Annotated in this window: 14 protein-coding genes and 1 pseudogene; 7 read left to right on the top strand and 8 right to left on the bottom strand. The window is 28.7% G+C overall.

Features of this window, described 5'->3' with window-relative positions; translation table 11 throughout:
- The first annotated feature begins 14 nt into the window (after positions 1 to 14).
- The 5 genes from BLT70_RS04005 to BLT70_RS17220 all read left to right on the top strand — a co-directional run bounded on the left by BLT70_RS04005 (position 15) and on the right by BLT70_RS17220 (position 5565).
- Positions 15 to 917: a DUF6607 family protein gene (locus BLT70_RS04005; RefSeq protein WP_091891875.1), complete on the top strand. Its 903-nt coding sequence runs from the start codon at positions 15 to 17 to the stop codon at positions 915 to 917.
- 4 nt (positions 918 to 921) lie between these two features.
- Positions 922 to 2394, top strand: a complete 1473-nt coding sequence (locus BLT70_RS04000) for an ankyrin repeat domain-containing protein (protein ID WP_091891873.1) — start codon at positions 922 to 924, stop codon at positions 2392 to 2394.
- Between the two features lie 7 nt (positions 2395 to 2401).
- On the top strand, positions 2402 to 2896 hold the full coding sequence (locus tag BLT70_RS03995) for a DUF2271 domain-containing protein (protein WP_091891870.1): 495 nt from the start codon (positions 2402 to 2404) through the stop codon (positions 2894 to 2896).
- A 106-nt stretch (positions 2897 to 3002) separates the two neighbouring features.
- Positions 3003 to 5201: a PepSY domain-containing protein gene (locus tag BLT70_RS03990; RefSeq protein WP_172824384.1), complete on the top strand. Its 2199-nt coding sequence runs from the start codon at positions 3003 to 3005 to the stop codon at positions 5199 to 5201.
- Positions 5202 to 5211: 10 nt separating this feature from the next.
- The gene (locus BLT70_RS17220; protein WP_172824383.1) at positions 5212 to 5565 is read left to right on the top strand and encodes a DUF6686 family protein; all 354 of its coding nucleotides are present in this window, start codon (positions 5212 to 5214) and stop codon (positions 5563 to 5565) included.
- Between the two features lie 225 nt (positions 5566 to 5790).
- On the opposite strand, the gene BLT70_RS03980 is transcribed toward BLT70_RS17220, so the two are convergent.
- The 7 genes from BLT70_RS03980 to BLT70_RS03950 form a co-directional block, all read right to left on the bottom strand.
- Positions 5791 to 6717 carry a leucine-rich repeat domain-containing protein gene (locus BLT70_RS03980; protein WP_091891867.1) on the bottom strand — a complete coding sequence of 309 codons (927 nt, stop codon included), beginning with the start codon at positions 6715 to 6717 and terminating at the stop codon, positions 5791 to 5793.
- A 120-nt stretch (positions 6718 to 6837) separates the two neighbouring features.
- A complete protein-coding gene (locus BLT70_RS03975; protein ID WP_157691833.1) occupies positions 6838 to 8031 on the bottom strand; it encodes a glycoside hydrolase family 99-like domain-containing protein in 1194 nt (397 codons plus the stop codon).
- 13 nt (positions 8032 to 8044) lie between these two features.
- The gene (locus tag BLT70_RS03970) at positions 8045 to 9334 is read right to left on the bottom strand and encodes a hypothetical protein (RefSeq protein ID WP_091891861.1); all 1290 of its coding nucleotides are present in this window, start codon (positions 9332 to 9334) and stop codon (positions 8045 to 8047) included.
- 20 nt (positions 9335 to 9354) lie between these two features.
- Complete coding sequence (locus BLT70_RS03965; RefSeq protein ID WP_091891858.1) at positions 9355 to 10590, bottom strand: MFS transporter; 1236 nt, start codon at positions 10588 to 10590, stop codon at positions 9355 to 9357.
- A 13-nt stretch (positions 10591 to 10603) separates the two neighbouring features.
- Positions 10604 to 11617: a glycosidase gene (locus BLT70_RS03960; protein WP_091891855.1), complete on the bottom strand. Its 1014-nt coding sequence runs from the start codon at positions 11615 to 11617 to the stop codon at positions 10604 to 10606.
- Between the two features lie 20 nt (positions 11618 to 11637).
- Positions 11638 to 13131, bottom strand: a complete 1494-nt coding sequence (locus tag BLT70_RS03955) for a RagB/SusD family nutrient uptake outer membrane protein (protein ID WP_091891853.1) — start codon at positions 13129 to 13131, stop codon at positions 11638 to 11640.
- Positions 13132 to 13151: 20 nt separating this feature from the next.
- Complete coding sequence (locus tag BLT70_RS03950; RefSeq protein ID WP_091891850.1) at positions 13152 to 16250, bottom strand: TonB-dependent receptor; 3099 nt, start codon at positions 16248 to 16250, stop codon at positions 13152 to 13154.
- 242 nt (positions 16251 to 16492) lie between these two features.
- Between BLT70_RS03950 and BLT70_RS03945 the strand changes: the two genes are divergently transcribed.
- Complete coding sequence (locus tag BLT70_RS03945) at positions 16493 to 17407, top strand: AraC family transcriptional regulator (protein ID WP_091891847.1); 915 nt, start codon at positions 16493 to 16495, stop codon at positions 17405 to 17407.
- A gap of 246 nt (positions 17408 to 17653) precedes the next feature.
- Positions 17654 to 17779: pseudogene (locus BLT70_RS17550) on the top strand (DUF6686 family protein); the annotation flags it as partial.
- A 50-nt stretch (positions 17780 to 17829) separates the two neighbouring features.
- Here BLT70_RS17550 and BLT70_RS03940 read toward each other — a convergent pair.
- Complete coding sequence (locus BLT70_RS03940; RefSeq protein WP_091891845.1) at positions 17830 to 19296, bottom strand: magnesium chelatase; 1467 nt, start codon at positions 19294 to 19296, stop codon at positions 17830 to 17832.
- Positions 19297 to 19358 lie beyond the last annotated feature (62 nt).

Genomic DNA, 19358 nt, shown 5'->3' with positions numbered 1-19358 from the left:
CTAAAAATTATATAATGAACAAATTATTATTTAGCTGTTTACTACTTTTAGTATCAATATCAATAAATGCACAGAGCAAAAAATCGAAAGATAAAAATGCCATAAAAGAGATGTGTGGCTGTTTTGAAGTGACTTTCAATTTTTCGGAAACGTTTAATTATAGTGATGATGCTACTTATAAACCATCAAAAACAAAAGTTGATAAAGGTTTAGAATGGGCTGGTTTAGTAGAAGATGAAAATAATAAAATTTCTATTCAGCATCTTTTACAAGTTGGTAATCCTGCAAAACCAATGATTATTAAACACTGGAGACAAGATTGGTTATTTCAAAATAGAGATTTTTACATGTTTAATGGAAACAATAACTGGACTTTTGAACAAAAAGATAAGAAAGAAGTTAAAAAACAATGGACACAAAAAGTATATCAAGTAGATGATAGTCCTCGTTATGAAGGCTCAGGAACTTGGGTGCATGTTGATGGAAAAAGTTATTGGGAAAGCGAAACTACTGCACCTTTACCAAGAAGAGAATATACAAAAAGAAGCGATTATAATATCACCCTTAGAGGAAATAGACATGAAATAACTAATTATGGTTGGGTTCACGACCAAGATAATAGTAAGATCATTCGCGAAGCAGATAAAGAAGATATTCTTTTAGCAAAAGAAAAAGGATATAATACCTACATAAGAGTTGCTGATAGTAAGTGTAAAGCTGCTGCTGATTGGTGGAAAGCAAATAGCAAAAAATGGCAATTAGTTAGAAATAAATGGGATGAAGTTTTTAGTAGAAACACAAATCTAACTTTAGAAACTAAAGTAGATAATAAGCCTTTATACAAGCATTTATTTTCTGATGAAATTACTGAAGAAAAGGAAATGAATAAAGTTATTGAATCGTTTGTAAAAAAATAAAAAAATGATAAAATCAATTAAAATAACACTTCTTTTGTTACTGATTAGTTTTTCTGTATCTGCACAAAAAAACAATATTTTCCATGATAGAAGTTTTTGGAAAACAAATCCTAGTATTACAATTATAGATCAAAAAATTGATGAAGGCAATGATCTTACTGCCTTAAACATCAATGCTTTTGATGGTACTATGTATGCTATTTTAGAGAAAACAGACAATAAAACCATTAAATATCTTTTATCAAAAAAAGGAAATGGAGTAAATAAACTAACACACGATGGTAGAACGTATATCTTTTGGGCAGCATACAAAGGCAATGTAGAAATCATGAAACACTTAATTGCCAAAGGAGCACAAACAGATGTAATTGATACTCATGGTAATACTTATATGAATTTTGCAGCTTCTACTGGTCAATTAAAAAAAGAAGTATATGAATATGCTTTTAAAGTTGGCGCAGATATTACAAAAGAAAAAAATCATGATGATGCTAATGCGCTTTTGTTGATTGCTTCACATTTAAAAGATGATAAATTAGTAGATTATTTTATATCAAAAGGTGCTACTTTAAATGATAAAGATATTAACGATAATGGACTTTTTGAATATGCTGCAAAAGGAGGTAATATTCAATTCTTAAAAATACTTTTAAATAGAGAAGTTAATAAAGGAAAAAATGCAATGATTTTTGCGGCAAATGGATCTAGAAGAAGCCAAAACAAATTAGAAACATATCTGTTTTTAGAAAAAAATGGAATAAAACCAAATATTGTAGATGCAAATAATAGAAATCCATTACATTATATAGCAAGAAACAATAAAGATCTTGCAAGTTTTAAATACTTTATTAATAAAGGTGTTTCTATTAATTTACAAGACAAAGATGGTAATTCGCCATTTATAAATGCTGCAAGTAATAACTCTTTAGAAATTGTAACATTTTTATCTAAATATGTAAAAGACATCAACCTAAAAAATAAAAATGGAGTTTCTGCTTTAACAAATTCAGTAAATAGAAATTCGGTTGATGTAATTGAATTTTTATTAAAGAATAAAGCAGATATTAATACAATTGATAAGGAAGGAAATACACTTTCATATTATTTGATTCGTAATTTTAGTACTAAGAAACCTGAAGTATTTGAACAAAAATTAATCCTTTTAGAAAAAAATGGACTAGTTATAAATCAACTTCAAAATAAAGGAAATACTTTATTACACATTGCAACAAGCGAAAATAATTTGGCTTTATTACAAAGATTATCGAGCTTTAATATTGATGTAAACACAAAAAATGAAGACGGTTTATCTGCTTTACAAATTGCTGTAATGAAAGCAAAAAACACAGAAATTATTAAATATTTAATAAGTATTGGAGCAGATATAAATGTAAAAACAGATTATGATGAAACTCTTTTTGATTTAGCATCAGAAAATGAATTGTTAAAAAAACAAGATATCAACTTTTTAAAATAAACTCTAAATGAAAACTAAAAAAACAATACTTATAACTTCCGCTTTTTTAATATTGATTTCAACATTGTTCAGCTTTAAAAAATTTAGCGAAAGTTCTCCTTACAAATGTATGATTCAAATGAAAAATTATACTGGTGAAGGCGCTTATGTAGTAGTCTCATTATTAAACCCAAAAGGAGAATATGAAAAAACATTATACGTGCAAGGAGATGATGATGAATGGTATTTTGACATTACAGAATGGTGGACTTTTCAAGGAAAAAAAAGAGCTGATATTGATGCAATTACTGGTGCAACTATAAGCGGAGGGCAAAGAACAATTAGTGTTATCAGAATAGATAATGACAAGCTTAATAAAGGATATAAAATCCGTTTTGAAACTGCTGTAGAAGACCAAGAATATCATAAAGATGATGTAGAATTTGATTTAACTTCAGAAAATGTGAAATCTAAAATTGAAGGAAAAGGGTTTATTCGTTATGTAAGAATGATGCCACAATAAGTTAAGATAACACGAATTTTACAAATTAAACGATTAAGAAATCTAAAGATTTTTTCTTTGTAAAATTGGTAAAAATAATAAAATTTAATCCTCAATAAATTTCTAAATGACAATTTCTATTTGGAGATATAGTCACTTAACGTTGGCTATATCTTCTGTTTTATTTATTATAATTGCTTCTATTACAGGAATTATTTTAGCTTTTGAGCCTATTTCTGAAAAGCTAAATCCATATAATATTGTTTCTATTGATGCTGTTTCTGTTTCTGAAACACTATCTGTTTTGAACGAAAAATATGATGAAATAATTACTTTAGAAATTGACGAAAATAATTTTGTTTCCGCAAATGTTGTTTTAAAAGATGGTAAAAGTGATACTTTTTATATCAACCCAAAAACAGGAGAAAAAATCAGTGAAATTTTAGAAAAGAAGCCCATTTTTGAATTTGCAACCAACTTGCATCGTTCTTTATTTTTAAAATCTACGGGAAGATTTATTATTGGTTTTGTTTCTTTTTTACTTTTTTTAATTAGTGCAACTGGCGTTATTTTAATAGCGAAAAGACAAGGTGGATTTTCTAAGTTCTTTTCTAAAATTATTAAAGAAGATTTTAATCAATATTATCATATAATTATTGGTAGATACACTTTAATTCCTATTGTAATTATAACAATAACAGGTGTTTATTTGTCTTTAGAAAAATTTTCTTTATTACCAAAAGACACTTCTTCTCATCAAAATATTACTCAGAAAAAAAATGCTTCAAATATTAATTTAGCTGATTTTGAGTTTTTTAAATCAACTAAATTAGATGAAGTTAAGAAAATAGAATTTCCATTTTCTAAAGATGAAGAAGATTATTTCTTTGTAAAACTTGCGAATAAAGAAGTTGCAATTCAACAATTTACAGGGCAAATTGTAAGTCAGAAAAAAGAACCTTTAGTTGCTTTTGGTTCATATTATAGCTTATTGCTTCATACAGGTAAAGGATCTATTTTATGGTCTATTGTTTTATTATTAGCTTGTTTTGCTATTCTATTTTTTGTTTTCTCTGGATTTTCTATGTCTTTAAAAAGGAAAAAAAATAAATTCGAAATTAAAAACAAGTTTCATAAAGATGAAGTAGAGTTTATCATTTTGGTAGGTTCAGAAACAGGTAGCACTTTTAATTTTGCAAATGCATTTTATAACGCATTATTAATTGCTGGTAAAAGCGTTTATTTATCAGATTTAAACCAATACACTACTTACGAAAAAGCAGAAAACATCATCATATTCGCAGCAACTTACGGAGAAGGTGAAGCGCCTGTAAATGCTACTAAATTTATTAAATTAATTGAAAAAACATATCAGAAAAGGATACTAAAACTCTCTGTAATTGGCTTTGGATCAAAATCATATAAAGAATATTGTAAGTTCGCCATTTTAGTGCAAGCTAGTTTACAACTACATCAAAAATTTGTGCCAATATTACCTCTTTTTAAAATTAATAATCAATCATTTGTGGATTTTGAAAATTGGCTAAAAGAATGGAGTTCTTTTTACAAATTAAATTTACTTATTAATCAAGAAGATTTAGACAAAAAAAATTTTAAAGAACAAATTTTTACAGTTATCAATAAACCTGAAATAAATATTGATGATACTTTTTTAATTGAACTAAAACCATCAAAAAAAATAAAATTTGAGTCTGGAGATCTGCTTTCTATTACTCCTAAAGGAGAGACTAGGAGTCGTTTATATTCTATTGCAAAAATTGATAACACAATTTTATTAAGCATAAAAAAACACGAATTTGGCCTTTGTTCTAACAATTTAAACAATCTAAACAAGAAAGATATAGTTGTAGCTAATATTCAAAAAAATGAAAACTTTCATTTTCCCAAAAAAGCAAAAGGAGTAATTTTAATTGCCAACGGAACTGGAATTGCTCCTTTTTTAGGAATGATAAATGAGAAAAAATCAAAAGGAAAAGTTCATTTATTTTGGGGAGGAAGAACAAAAAAATCATTAGAAATTTATAAAAATTACATAAATACTTCTTTAGAAAATAAAGCTTTAACATCTTTTAATGCTGCTTTTTCTCAAGAACAAAAAGAGAAGTTTTATGTACAAGATCTTTTAAAAAATCATTCTGATTTAATAGCAAACACTTTAAAATCTGGAGGCGAAATTTTAATTTGTGGGTCTTTGTCTATGCAAAAAGGAGTTACTGAATTATTAAGTAATATTACAGAAAATTCTTTAAAAAAATCGTTAAAAGCTTTTAAAGAGAATTATCAAATTAAAACAGATTGTTACTAAATTAAAATGTATGTGTCAGAATTCTAAAATAATATCAAGTGTAAAAAATGGAGAACTTGCAGTTTGCTATGGTTGTAAAAATTATGCATTAACGTTTAATAATGTCTATTTTCAATTTGATAAAAATCAACTTTTAGAATTCAGAAAATATATTGCAAATATAGATGTAAATTACTGGCAAAATTATTATGCATCAACCACTAAAAAAAGAAAAATCCCTGTAACAACATTACATCAAAATTTAATTTTGATTTTTAGTTTAGAAGAAATTGAAGATTTAAAAAAACTCTTATTATTAAAAAAAACTTCAGACAACGATTTTATATCTTTAGAGCAAATCAACTATGCTTTTATTTTAAATTAAAAAATCTCACAAAATTTAGATTGTGAGATTTTTTGAATTCAAATGCTCTTATAGATTTTTTTATCAAAAAAATGAACTAATTTACAAATAGTAAAAAAACAAATTCTACCCTTAAACTCATATTTAGTAATACATTAATAACTGTTAAAAATTACAATACTATTTAATGTTAGGTTTGATAATTCTAAGTTAAAAAACTATCTATAATTAGTATTATAGAAAACCTTAACTTTTTATAAATCTTTTGATAGATTTACCCTTATTCGTTTCTATGAGTGTAAAATATTGTCCTTTTGATAAATTTTGAACATCTATTTTGTTGCTATCTTCAACTAAAATTAATCGCCCCTTAATATCGTAAATTTTGATACTTTTCAAAACTATATTTTGTGGTATATTAATTCGAAGTTCTTTAAATACAGGGTTAGGGTAAACTGTAATTAAATATTCTTTTTCAAAAACATTTGTATTTAACACTCCAATATTAAAGCCTTGCCAGTTTGATGAACTTGAATATGTTGATACGCTTTCACTTGGTACAGATAAATTAATATTAGCTAATACTAAACCTTCAAATGAATTTGCATTTAAAGATGGTGGTGTAATTGCAGAACTGCTTACACTAGACAATGGGTTACAATAAGCAAATGCTTGACTTCCTACAGAAGTTAAACTACTTCCAAAATTAATTTCTTCTAAAGCTATATTTGCAAAAAAAGCTACATTATCTATGGTAGTTACAGAGTTGGGAATACTTATGCTTTTTAACCCAGCTTTGTAAAATGCACCTACTCCAATATAAGTTAAACCTTCTCCAAGACTTACAGAAGTTAATAAGGTATTGTTTGCAAAAGCATCATTAGAAATACTTGCAACTGTATTTGGCAAAGAAATACTTGTTATAGAAGATACTGCTGCTTCACCTTGAGCAAAAGCCCATCCTTTTAAAGAAACAACAGTGTAGGTATTTGTTCCGTCTGTTACTGTTTCAGGAATTACAATATCTCCTGTTAATTCGTTATTACTACCTACTTGGGCAGTCATTGTAATATTGCTTACTATTTCGTAATTAATTCCACCATCTTTAAATTGGGCGAAAGCTGTGTTACAAATTAGTGCGAATAACACATAAATAAAATAAATTTTTCTCATAATAAATTAGTTTTAGTTAATAAAAATTAAACACATTTAGAGGCTAAATTTTAGCATAAATATCCTATTCAGTTTATTCATAAAATTAAACTGTTGATTTTAAGCGAAATAAATTATTTGTTATTTTAGTTTTTCTTGAACTTGTTTGTAGCTTTTTTTACAAAATAATTCAATGGATTCTTTGAGTATTTCTGAAATTGTATCATTATTTTTTTGAATGGCATCATGAATTTCTTTTGCCAGCTCAAATTTTAATGAATTCTCTTTAATACTTGTTCCCTTTAATTTGTTAATATGTTTTACTGTCTTTGTTAAATATTGATAACCATACTCCAGGCTAGGTTCAATCTCAGTACCTTCATTCCAATCATTCCATGTTTCTAATACTACATAATCCATAGGTAATTTTCCTTTGTAATTATGTATAAAGTTCCAAGTATCATCATAGACTTTTCCATTTTGTCTACTAATTAACCTGTTTCCTCCCCAAGAAGTATTTTTTCTATCATCAAAACCTGCCCATACACCTCCAACTACAAAACTGTATTTGGTTTCAAACTTATTTACCTGATCATAGAAATAATTTAAATACCCTTTTCCCCAATTTAAACCTTCTGTATCCCATTCTCCTCCTGGTTGTACCCAAGGATAAAAAGCATTTACATAAGTTTGTACTTCTTCTCCTTCACCAAAGGTGTTCCAGATTAAATAAGGTTTGTTTTCTTTAAATACAGAATCTATAACTGTTCTAAAACTCTTTGCTGTTAAGAACTTCTTAGGATAATCAAAAGAGAAAAATAAAGGATTATTTTTATGAAAAAGATAGTTTTTACGTTTTATGATATGTTCTTTAAAATCTTTCACTTTCACAAAAGTTGTATCTAAAGGTTCTTGCAAATCAAATCCTTGATCATCGTAACTAATTAAGTATTTAAGATTAAATTTTCCTTTAGAAATAGATTGCAACTCATCTATAGTGTTAAATAATTCTTCCATAGTTTCATAATCATATTTATCTTTTACATTAATTGCAATGGCATCTAAACCAGATGACCATGCTAATAAACTATGGTATACTAAAGTGGCTTTACTTTTAGAATTATATGCTCCAATAATTGGTGTGTTTGCATAACCATGCTCCCAATGCCTGAGTTTTTTATTCTGAGAATTTTTATCAGAATACCATCCCATATAATGCGCAATTACCTTTGTCTTGTTTTTTGGCAAGCTACTTTTTGTAATTTTAGATTTGTTACTATCTACACATTGAAACAAAAACAAACAAAAACAAAGACCTATTATAAAGTTTTTCATTAGATTTTTAGTATTAAGAACCAGATATAATCTCTTCTGCCAACTCATAAGCTTTTTGCCCATTTGTTTTTAAATAATGCTTAATAGACTCCTCTAAAACAGGATAATAGACATTGTAATCTCTATCTCCATCTTCAATTAATTTAGCAGCCTCATAAATTCTTATTGGTGCACCATACATCCATTTTTCACTGTCAATTAAAGTAGAGACACCTTTATAAGTGGCAATATGGTTTGCTGTTAAATCCATATACTGATAATTGCCAGAGCCAGCTATTGGTTCAAGCTCGGAACCTTCATTAAAATCATTCCATGTTTCTAAAATAACCCAATCAATTTCACCTGGATGTGTATCGTTTATAAGTGCCCAAGTATCATCGTAAGTTCCACCATTTCTACGATCTATCCATCTTCCTTGCCCCCAAGATGTATTTCTATCATCAAAACCAGGCCAAACTGCACCAGTTACAAACTCAACTTTATTATTTAATTTAAAATCGATTTGTGTGTTGTAAAACCAATTCATATAACCTTCTCCCCAAGCAGACCCATCATCTGCCCAACCTTGAACCCAAGGATAAATGGAATTCATAACAAATTGACCAGGAATTGCTCCTAAATCCAATTCATTTTTTAATAAAAGAGGTATATTGTCTGTAAAAACTAAATTGGCAACATCTCTATAATCTTGAGAAGTTAAATATCCATCGTAATTCCAAATAAAAATAACTGGTTCTCCATCTTTATATAAATAATGATTGGTATTTGGAATTATATCATCTCTTAAATCTGTAAACTCTGCAATTGCAGAAGCTGGTGTTGCATCTTGATCGTCGTAACTTACAGCAATATCATATTTAAATTCTGGATAAATGGCATCAATACGTTCTATAGATTCTACAAATTTCTTAAAAGAGGTCTGATCGTAATCTGTTCTTACATTTATTACAGCGCCATCAATACCTACAGCAGCAGACAATAAAATATGATACAAATGTGTTGCCCAAGATTGTGAGCTATAATACCCAATTAAAGGCTCGTTCACAGTACCATTTTCCCAGTGATTTCCTTCTACACCCTCGCTAAACCAAGGTAAATAATGCATGTATACTTTTTGATTTACTGTAGATGGTTTACCTACCTCAAAAGTTTCATTTAATGGTAATGTAATTCCACTATTTGGTAAATCATTTGCTCCTGGGTCATACCTTCTTTCTCCATCTTCGTTTTCACAAGAAAATAAGGTTACTATTAATAAAATTAGAACAAGTCTAACTTTTGGATTTATTATTTTTAAACTCATATGATTAAAATTTTATTTTATTATTTAGTTTTTTTTATGATATGTTTAGCTAAAGGAATAGATAACAATTGAACTATACCAATAATTATAAGTGAATACCTTAATGCAATGGTATCTGAAGCAAAAGCCGCTAACATTAAAAATAAGCCAATACCAACTATTCTACCTATGTATAAACCAAATTCATGATTTAAGATATAAGAAAACTCACTTTTATTTTCTTTTTCTGATAAAACATCTATTACTCTTAATTGAATTGGAAAATATGAAATATCATGTAATGGTTGATATAATACTTTACTTAAAATAAAGATGATTACACCTAATGCTGAAAACAGATAAGCATGTATAAAAGCGCCGATAAAAAAGATAATATAAGCGATAGCAAAAATGTAAATACGATGATTTGGTTTAGTAAACCTACCTAACAAATACAATGTAACAGCTGCAATAATACCACTGAAGCTCAAAACAGTAGAAAGAGTTTCTTCATTCCCAACCAATTTTAAAATTAAAATCGCAGGAACAGTTACCAAATATCCTTGTGCCAACCCCTTAAGAGCAGAAAGTACTAATAATTTATTCCATAAATTATCAAATTTAAAATAGATGAATTTTTTAAGTTTTGGGTTTTGAAATTTTCCACGATGAATAATAACCGTTGATGTAATAGTAAGTACAAAAACCAAAACAGTTAATAACCTATAACTTATCACTTCTCCTCCTCCAAACCAATTAAACTCATTGGTATAAAAGAATAATGCTCCTACTAATGCAGGAATTATAATAGCAGATATGGTATAAAAGAAAGTTTCTAAGCCATAATAATAATTCCTATTTTCATCATTAGTGGTTTCTAAGGCTAAAAAGTCGCGATTTGACCAGAAAAAACCATAAGACAACCCCATTAAAAAACCTGATATTATTATTGCAGTTAAGTCTAAATTATCTAAAAACATCATTATAAACATAGACACGCCACTAAGTAACATTCCTAAACTATATAAATGTGCAACCCTAATGCGGTTAAGTAAATAACCATTAACTATAAATGTAATTGGAATTCCGGTAAACACAGCTAATTGATACTTTAACACCAAACTTGGATCGTTTTGACTACGCATAATATAAGCACTAACAAACACCTCTATAATTGGTAATACCATAGAATAAATCATGTTAGTAATGAGCAATACTCTCATGCCATGTGGCATAGTTTTAAAATGCAAAAACTCTCCTTTTATCTTGCTTATCATTTATAATTTTTTATTAAGAATTAGGATCTAAAATATGATTAACCAGTTCTTCTGTTTTAACAGTTGCCAAGCAAATACTTGTGTCACAAGCTCCATAGTAGATATATAACAAACCATCTTTTTCTACCAAACTAGTTGGAAAAACAACATTAGGAATAATTAAACCAACTTTTTCATAATATTCTTCTGGCTCCATAATGTAATTTTTAGTTCTTGCAATTACTTTTGTTGGGTCTTCTAAATCTAATAAAAGAGCACCAACTTTATATACAGACCCCTTATCTACACCGTGATACATAACCAACCAACCTTTACTTGTCTTAATAGGATTGGCTGCTGCTCCTATTTTTTTTCCTTCCCATTGTTCTTCAGAACGTGCTATTAAAACTGGTTTAGACCATTCAAATAAATCATCTGAAAAACAAATCCAAATACCAGGTCTATCTGTTCCATATTCATCTCCAACAAATTCAATAGGTCTACGTAACAAAGCAAATTTATCTTTAATTTTTTCTGGAAATAAAATATGATCTCTATCGTCTATTTCCTTTGGTGATGTGTAACATAATTGTTCAAAATTGATTCCATCATCTGAAACAGCAATTCCAGAACGTGTAATCATAGGATAAACTTCTTCTTTCCATTTAGGATAATTAGAAACATCATAAAAAGGAACTCCTTCTCCTGTTGGATAACAATTAAAACCATAAGGTTGAAAAGCATAATTCATATAATATTTACCATCAATTTTAACCACTCTTGGGTCTTGTACACTACCTTCTGGGAAACCTAATTTTTCTGAAGTAAATACAGGCTCATCTTGTAGAGGTTTAAAATCTACTCCATTATCACTTTCAAGAATTCCAATAGTTGTTCTAAAAGGGCTTAAAGTTATTGCTGCTCTATCATATAAATAAAACTTGTTATTATCATAAATTGCACCTGGATTAAAGGTAACTACTTTTCTAATTTCTTGTTCTCCAGGAATTACAATTGGGTTCTGTGGATGTCTTTTAATTTCTAACACTTGATTTTTTTTATAAGTTATTAATTACCTAAATTAGGATTCAATAATATTTCTGATTCTGGAATTGGAGCATAATAATTATCTGTACCTGTGCTTCCAATAATTTTAACTTGTTCTTCTGAACTTCTTTTATTGTTTACTTCTGCTACTTTTTCTGTTCTTATCAAATCATACCAACGTTGTCCTTCTCCTGCTAACTCCCAACCTTTTTCGTCTATTACTGCTTCTATAAACTCATCTGTTCCAAGTCCAGACAATGGTATTAAACCAGCCCTAACTCTTACTTGATTTAAAGCATCATATGCAGAAGAACTTGGAGAACCATCTGCTCTTGATTGAGCTTCTGCATAAATTAATAAGACTTCTGCATATCTAATTAACATATAGGCAGCATTATTAAAAAATGTAGCTGTTGAAGGATTTGTTTCATCAACGGCACCATCTCTAAACTTTGCATAATATGGATGTTTTGTTGCACTATTTGTGTAATGCACTGTAACCCCATCTGATGTTAAAAAGCTGGTTCTAAACGTGGCATCTTTTCTAGGTCCATCAGGAAACTCATTAAAGAAATTTAATTCTACAAAAAAATCATCCCAACCATTTTCTTCACCTTCTGGCATAGAAGCTTTTCCTGAAATGTGAAAGGCATTTGCTCCATCTGAATTATCGTATTGTAAAGAAAAAATAGATTCTGAACTATTATCATAACTTCTAAGCCAAAGACTAGCAAAGTCTGGAAGAAGATCATATCCATATACACCTTTATTGTCTATTACTTCCTTGGCTTTATCTGCAGCTAATTTATAACTAGCTTGCACATTTAAAGGCCAACCTGCTTGGGTTAAATATACTTCAGAAAGTAATGCTTTAGCAGCTCCTTGTGATGGTAACCCTAGTAGACTTTGAATTGTTGGTAATAAATTTTCGGCTTGTAATAAATCGTCTATAATTACTGCATAAACATCTTCAACATTAGACAAGCCAATATCTGTAGGTAAAGTTTTAGCCGAAGTGTATAGAGGAATACGTCCCCAACTTCTTACTAAATAGAAATAGCTAAAAGCTCTAACAAAATACGCCTGGCCAATTAAGTTATCTATTTCTTCTTGGTCTCCAATGGTTAAATATCCATATTCAATAACTTCGTTAGCATTTAAGATAGCATTGTAACAACCACGCCATAGATTCATCATAGCTCCGTTGTTTGCTGATTTATTAAACGAATCGAACTCACGAAATTCTCCTTTGTTTCCTCCAATTTGAGTAGTTAAGTCATCTGCCCCGAACATAGTGGTCATATAAGCAGAAGTAGCAAAACCTCTAGACCAATTAGCATCTCCACGAATGCCTGCGTACATTGCCATTACAGTTGCTTCTAAGTTTGCATATTGTTTATAAATGCTTTCTGGATCGTTAACCTTACCTCTTGGTTCTTCTTCTAAATTATTTGCACAACCCAATAAGGCAACTAGAATTGCAAATACAAGTAATTGTTTTATAGTTTTTAGCATGATTACTTTATGTTTTTTTATTAAAATTTAGCTTTAAGTCCTATTGTAAATGTTCTTGGTACTGGGTAAGCCCCAGTATCTATATTTTGATCTACATCTGTAGTAGAACCTCCACCTGTAGAACGACCAGCACTTGAAATATCTGGACTATAGCCTGTGTAGTTTGTCCAAGTAAATATATTTTCTGCATTAATGTAAAACTGGAATTCTGATAAGTTTAACTTAGATATAAATTCTTTTTTAAAGTCGTAGGAAAGCGTTATATTTTGTACTCTTAAATAACTTGCATCTTGTAACCAACGATTACTATTAGGAAAGTTTTGAGAAGTTGAACTAAAAGCAGGAACATCGGTATCTTCATGATTTACCCTCCATCTATTATACCATTCTGGACTTGTAAATGCTCTATTTTGCCCAAACAATCCAATAGATTTTTGATAAACTCCGTTAAAGATTTTTCCTCCTTTTTGCCCCGTGATAATAAAACTGAAATTAACATCACCAAAATTTAAAGTATTACTAAATCCAAACGTGAAATCTGGTTGTGCATTTCCGATTATTTTTAAATCTTCAGAATCGATTTGTCCATCTCCATTAACATCTTCATATTTAGCATCACCAGGTTTGTTACCAAAAGTAGCAGCTTCTGTTACTTCATTAGATTTCCAAACACCTAAAAAATTATATCCATAAAAAGATCCTAAAGGCTCATCTACTTTTATTGCTGTTATTGGTGTGGTAGAATCTGCATAAAGTGTTGAAGCTAATACCAACTCATCTCCACCCAAATCTACTACAGTATTTCTATTTACTGATATATTTGCAGAAACATCCCAAGAAAAGAAATCATTAATAATTGGTTTTGAATTTACCGAAAACTCAAATCCTTGGTTATTGATAGTTCCAATATTTTTAAGAATACTCTCGCCTCCAATATAATCTGCTAAAGTTACATCTACCAATAAATCGTTAGTATCTTTATTGTAATAGTCTGCTTCAAAATTTAACTTATTATTAAAAAGCCCAATCTCTATACCTAAATCATATTGAGCTGTTGTTTCCCATTTTAAATTCTCATTTCCTGGAGCACCAACTCCCAACCCTACATAAGTTTGAGTACCAGAACCATTTGGATGATAATTACTTTCTCCATTCTGAATAAAATAAGGGAGCGTAGCATAAGAACCTATAGCATGACTACCTGATTCACCCCAACTAGCACGTAATTTTAAATTACTAAATACATCAAAATTTTGAATAAATTCTTCTTTTCCTAGATTCCATGCTAGTGCAAATGATGGAAAAGTACTATACCTATTATTTCCTTGAAATTTAGAAACACCATCTCTTCTTACTGTTGCTGTTACTAAATAACGCTCAAGAAAAGAATAATTTACTCTTAGTGCTAAAGAATTATAGTATTCATCATAATAATATGAAGATGAGGTTTGCGATTCACTTAAAGCCAAATTATTCCAACCTAAAGTTACATCGTTAAGACCATTTGCTCCATTAAAATTTCCTTTTTCTATATAACTTCCAGATTCATAAATCCCAGTAGCCTGAAGTTTATGCTCTCCAATTTCTTTAGAATAATCTAAAATAAAATTTACTTGTCCTCTTTCTCTTCCTATATTATTGATAGAGGCTCTAGAAACCACATCTGGACTAGGGTCTAAAATATGATTGTTTTCTAAATTATATACTGTTGTGTTTGTATTTTCATATGAACCAAAAAGATTTGCTTTTAATCCTTCTATAATTTCATAAGAAAACTTTGCGCTAGGCTGAAATATTGAGGTTTCATTATGACTAATATTTGCATATTGTAATCCTACAGGATTTCCACTTACGGCACCATATTGAGGAGTATTATTATATAACACACCTTCAACATCCCAAATAGGTTCTATAGGAGACCATTGAGGTAAACGACCAATTGCTCCTAATTGATGTCCTACATCTTCATTATTAACGCCTTTTAACTTACTCCAACCCATATTTAGAGTTAAGTCCATTTTATCATTCAACTCTACATCTACTTTTGAGCGAAGATTGTATCTTTTAAAATCAGAATTTATAACAATACCTTCTTGATTTAAATACTCTCCAGACAAATAATATTTAACTTTGTCTGCACCACCTGCAACAGATATTTGATAATTGCTAGAAAATGCTTGTCTAAATAATTCATCTTGCCAATCTGTACCTCCTTCTTGTTCGTAAATAGCAATGTCTGCTGCTGAAAAAGGAGCTGCATAAACACCTGGAATAAAGTTTAAATCTCTATCATAAGAGTTATATAATTCTGCAAATTCGGCAGCATTTAGATAATCTATCTTTTTTGGCAGAAAAGACATACTATGAAAAGTATTAAAACTGATACTAGGCTTTTTATTTTTACCTGATTTAGTTGCAATAATCACCACACCATTTGCTCCACGAGATCCATAAATTGCTGTAGAGGATGCGTCTTTTAAGATTTGAATAGACTCAATATCATTTGGATTAACCAATTGAAAATTAGCACCAATTACACCATCTACAACCACTAATGGTTGGTTATTACCTTTTATTGAATTTGAACCACGAATACGTATTGACAAATTACCTCCTGGAGCTCCAGAATTACTTTTTACTTGCACACCAGCTGTTCTACCACTTAAGGTATGTTCTACTCTAGTTACAGGTTGATCTTTAAAGTCTTTACCTGAAATTGTACCAACAGCACCAGTTAAATCTTCTTTTTTCTTTGCTCCACCATAACCAATTAATACAATTTCAGACAATTGGTTTATGTCTTCTTTTAAAACAATTTCAAATTCTAATTTGTCTACTAATAATACATTTTGAGTTTTGTACCCAAGCATTGAGATTTGAAGTTCCTTAGCATCTTTTGTAATACTTAGCTTAAAAAAACCATCAAAATCTGTTATAGTTCCAATGTTTCTTTCTTTAACCAAAATATTAGCCCCAATTAAAGGCATACCAGTTTCATCAATAACTTTTCCAGAAACTTCTCTTTTTACTTCTTGTGCACTGGCCATAAAAACGGTTTGAAGCACAAAAAATAACAATAAACAACTACGAGTAATTACTTGTTTCTTATTTTTTTTCATTTTTTAGTTTAATTCAATTATTTTAGTTTTTAGTATATTAATGAAAATAATAGCAATCAAATATTAGTGACTTACTAACGATACTTAACATTAATTTTCGGTATGGTAAAATTAGTTATTGTTATAAGTTAAAAAGTACACTTTAGAATTAAAACATAATACTTTTATGAATTTTCTAATATTATATCAATAAAAATGTTAAATTACCTAAAATAGAACTAAAATTAATTAATAATATAAAAATGAAAGTTTATTCAGAAATTACACCTTTAAGAGATGCTAATATTTTTGTTATTCAAAACCACATTAATGCACGTTTTGATTACCCAATACATTTACATCCAGAGTTTGAACTAAACCTAGTGATGAATTGTTCTGGTAGAAGAATAATTGGAGATTCTGTAAATGACTTTCATAAAACGGATTTAGTTCTATTGGGACCTAATTTATATCATAAATGGGAAAGAACTGATGATAAAAACTCGATAGCTAAAGTTATTACAGTACAATTCGATAAAAATTTATTATCAAATAATATTCTAAACAAAAACTCCCTAAAACCCATAAAGAATCTATTAGAAAACTCATTTAGAGGGTTATGTTTTTATGAACAAACTAAAAAAGACTTAATTATTCAGCTCCATGATTTATTTAATTTAAAAGGGTTTGATGCTACAATTAAATTTCTTTCTATATTAAATAATCTAGCTAAATCTGAAAGTTATAATTATATTGCAGGAGCTGGTTTTAGTTCTGATCTTGAGCTTTCAAAAAATCAAAAAATTCATAAAACCTACGATTATATAACTGCAAATTATAAAAGCAATAATCTCAGTGTAAAGAAAATAGCTGAAATTAATAATATGAGTGAATCTGCCTTTAGTCATTTCTTTAAAAAAAGAGCAAATAAAAATTTTACAGAATTTGTTATTGATTTTCGAATTACTCAAGTTATAAAACTACTACAGGAGACTAATAAAACCATAAGAGAAATATGTTATGAGTGTGGTTTTAACAATATATCTAACTTTAATAGAATTTTTAAGAAAAAAATGAATGTAACTCCTAAAAGTTATAGAAATAAAATTCAACGTATATCAAACCTAAAAAATGCAGGTTTTAATGAAGAGCATAATATTAATAAATACACTCTTTAACAATAGTTTAATCTAAAGTATTTATTTTTTCTACACTTTATTATTAAAATTAAATCGATTTAAAAGGTAGTATCGTCCAAATTGAAATTAGCTATACTTTCTTTTTTATTAAGTAAAAATGTATTTTCAGTTTTATAAAAACCAACTTTTACAATTCAGAAATTAAATTACGAATATAGATGTTGCTTATTAGTAAGATTATTATGCTTGTAAAACTAAAAAAAGTCTCTAACTAAATTATATCAAAATTTAATCTTGATTTTTAGTATAGAAGAAATTAAAAATTTAAAAACATTGTTATTATTAAAAGAAAACAGTGCAGAATATTTTTTAAACCCTACAGAAATAGATTACCCATTAATTTTGAATTAATGTTAACTAGAAACCTCATAGTTTTTTGTCTATGAGGTTTTAATTTTTAATTACAATCCACTTATAAAATTACCATAAGGATCTTTAAATTGTGTGCCTTCTGCAAAACGATATTTACTTAATTTTTTAAATTCTACTAACGCCCATAAAACAAATTCTTTTATGAAATAACTTTCTTCTTTTGTAATATTTGGTTGATATTTTTTCACAAAATCATCTAAAGGTTTTACCTTATCTAATTCAGTTTTATATTGTTCCTCAGAATATTCATCTAACAATTCAAAATCTTCATCTGCATTAAAGAACCAAGAAATAATATCATCATAAGGAGATTCTGCATCTTGTCTTTCTAACTTTTTAATCTCGGGAAAATAACTTGGGAATAATGTTTTAATGGCATTCTTAATTAAAGTTTCTGCCACTACTTGTGCGCCTTCTTGTTCGCCTTCATACACCAATTCTACTTTTCCTGTAATTGCAGGAATAATTCCGTCGAAATCATTTAGTCGAATCATTGTTTTATCATCACCAGATATTAATGCTCTTCTTTCTGCTGTGCTTAATAAATTTTCAAAAGCAGAGATACTTAAACGGGCACTTACACCACTTTTAGCATCTATATATTCGCTTTCTCTAGCTTCAAAAACAATTTGTTCTAACAAATCTTTTGCTAATTCTGGCACTTCTATAAATTCTTTTTGAGCATTTACTTTGTTTGCTTCTTGCTGGGTAATGGTTTTAGCCGTTTCTATATCTTCTGGATAATGCGTTAAAATTTGCGAACCAATTCTATCTTTTAAAGGCGTAACAATACTTCCTCTATTGGTATAATCTTCTGGGTTTGCTGTAAATACAAATTGCATATCTAAAGGTAAGCGCAATTTAAATCCTCTAATTTGAATATCGCCTTCTTGCAAAATATTAAACAAAGCAACCTGAATTCTGGCTTGTAAATCTGGTAATTCATTAATTACAAAAATACATCTGTTTGCTCTTGGAATCATACCAAAATGGATAACCCTATCATCTGCATAACTCAACTTTAAATTGGCTGCTTTTATAGGGTCTACATCACCAATAATATCTGCAACGGTAACATCTGGAGTGGCTAATTTTTCTGCAAATCGTTCACTTCTGTGCAACCAAAAAATCGGAGTTTCATCTCCTTTTTCTTTAATCAATTCCAGTGCATATCTAGATATTGGATTAAAAGGATCATCGTTAATCTCAGAACCTGTAACCACTGGAATATATTCATCTAACAAGTTTACCATCAATCTTGCTAAACGCGTTTTTGCCTGACCTCTTAAACCTAATAAATTGATATTGTGTCTACTTAAAATTGCTCTTTCTAATTCTGGAATTACTGTGTTTTCATAACCATGAACACCTTTAAAAACAGTTTCTTTATTCATCATTTTACTGATGAGATTTTCTCTTAACTCATCTTTAATTGATTTAGATTCGTATCCAGATTTCTTTAATTCTCCTAATGTTTTTATATTTTCTAAATTCATAATCCTCTCTCTAACTCTCTCCAAAGTAGAGAGAAATATTCTGTTTGTTTTATTAATTATAT

The sequence above is a fragment of the Polaribacter sp. KT25b genome (genome assembly GCF_900105145.1).
Taxonomy (GTDB): domain Bacteria; phylum Bacteroidota; class Bacteroidia; order Flavobacteriales; family Flavobacteriaceae; genus Polaribacter.
Note: the sequence above shows the minus strand (reverse complement) of the source record. Positions and strands in the feature narration are given on the sequence as shown.

Bases quoted from the DNA above. Each gene is read 5' to 3' on its own strand.
- BLT70_RS04005 (WP_091891875.1), top strand. From the start codon at position 15: ATGAACAAATTATTATTTAGCTGTTTACTACTTTTAGTATCAATATCA.
- BLT70_RS03965 (WP_091891858.1), bottom strand. From the start codon at position 10,590: ATGATAAGCAAGATAAAAGGAGAGTTTTTGCATTTTAAAACTATGCCA.
- BLT70_RS03990 (WP_172824384.1), top strand. From the start codon at position 3,003: ATGACAATTTCTATTTGGAGATATAGTCACTTAACGTTGGCTATATCT.
- BLT70_RS04000 (WP_091891873.1), top strand. From the start codon at position 922: ATGATAAAATCAATTAAAATAACACTTCTTTTGTTACTGATTAGTTTT.
- BLT70_RS17220 (WP_172824383.1), top strand. From the start codon at position 5,212: ATGTGTCAGAATTCTAAAATAATATCAAGTGTAAAAAATGGAGAACTT.
- BLT70_RS03945 (WP_091891847.1), top strand. From the start codon at position 16,493: ATGAAAGTTTATTCAGAAATTACACCTTTAAGAGATGCTAATATTTTT.
- BLT70_RS03995 (WP_091891870.1), top strand. From the start codon at position 2,402: ATGAAAACTAAAAAAACAATACTTATAACTTCCGCTTTTTTAATATTG.
- BLT70_RS03940 (WP_091891845.1), bottom strand. From the start codon at position 19,296: ATGAATTTAGAAAATATAAAAACATTAGGAGAATTAAAGAAATCTGGA.
- BLT70_RS03975 (WP_157691833.1), bottom strand. From the start codon at position 8,031: ATGAAAAACTTTATAATAGGTCTTTGTTTTTGTTTGTTTTTGTTTCAA.
- BLT70_RS03950 (WP_091891850.1), bottom strand. From the start codon at position 16,250: ATGAAAAAAAATAAGAAACAAGTAATTACTCGTAGTTGTTTATTGTTA.
- BLT70_RS03970 (WP_091891861.1), bottom strand. From the start codon at position 9,334: ATGAGTTTAAAAATAATAAATCCAAAAGTTAGACTTGTTCTAATTTTA.
- BLT70_RS03955 (WP_091891853.1), bottom strand. From the start codon at position 13,131: ATGCTAAAAACTATAAAACAATTACTTGTATTTGCAATTCTAGTTGCC.
- BLT70_RS03980 (WP_091891867.1), bottom strand. From the start codon at position 6,717: ATGAGAAAAATTTATTTTATTTATGTGTTATTCGCACTAATTTGTAAC.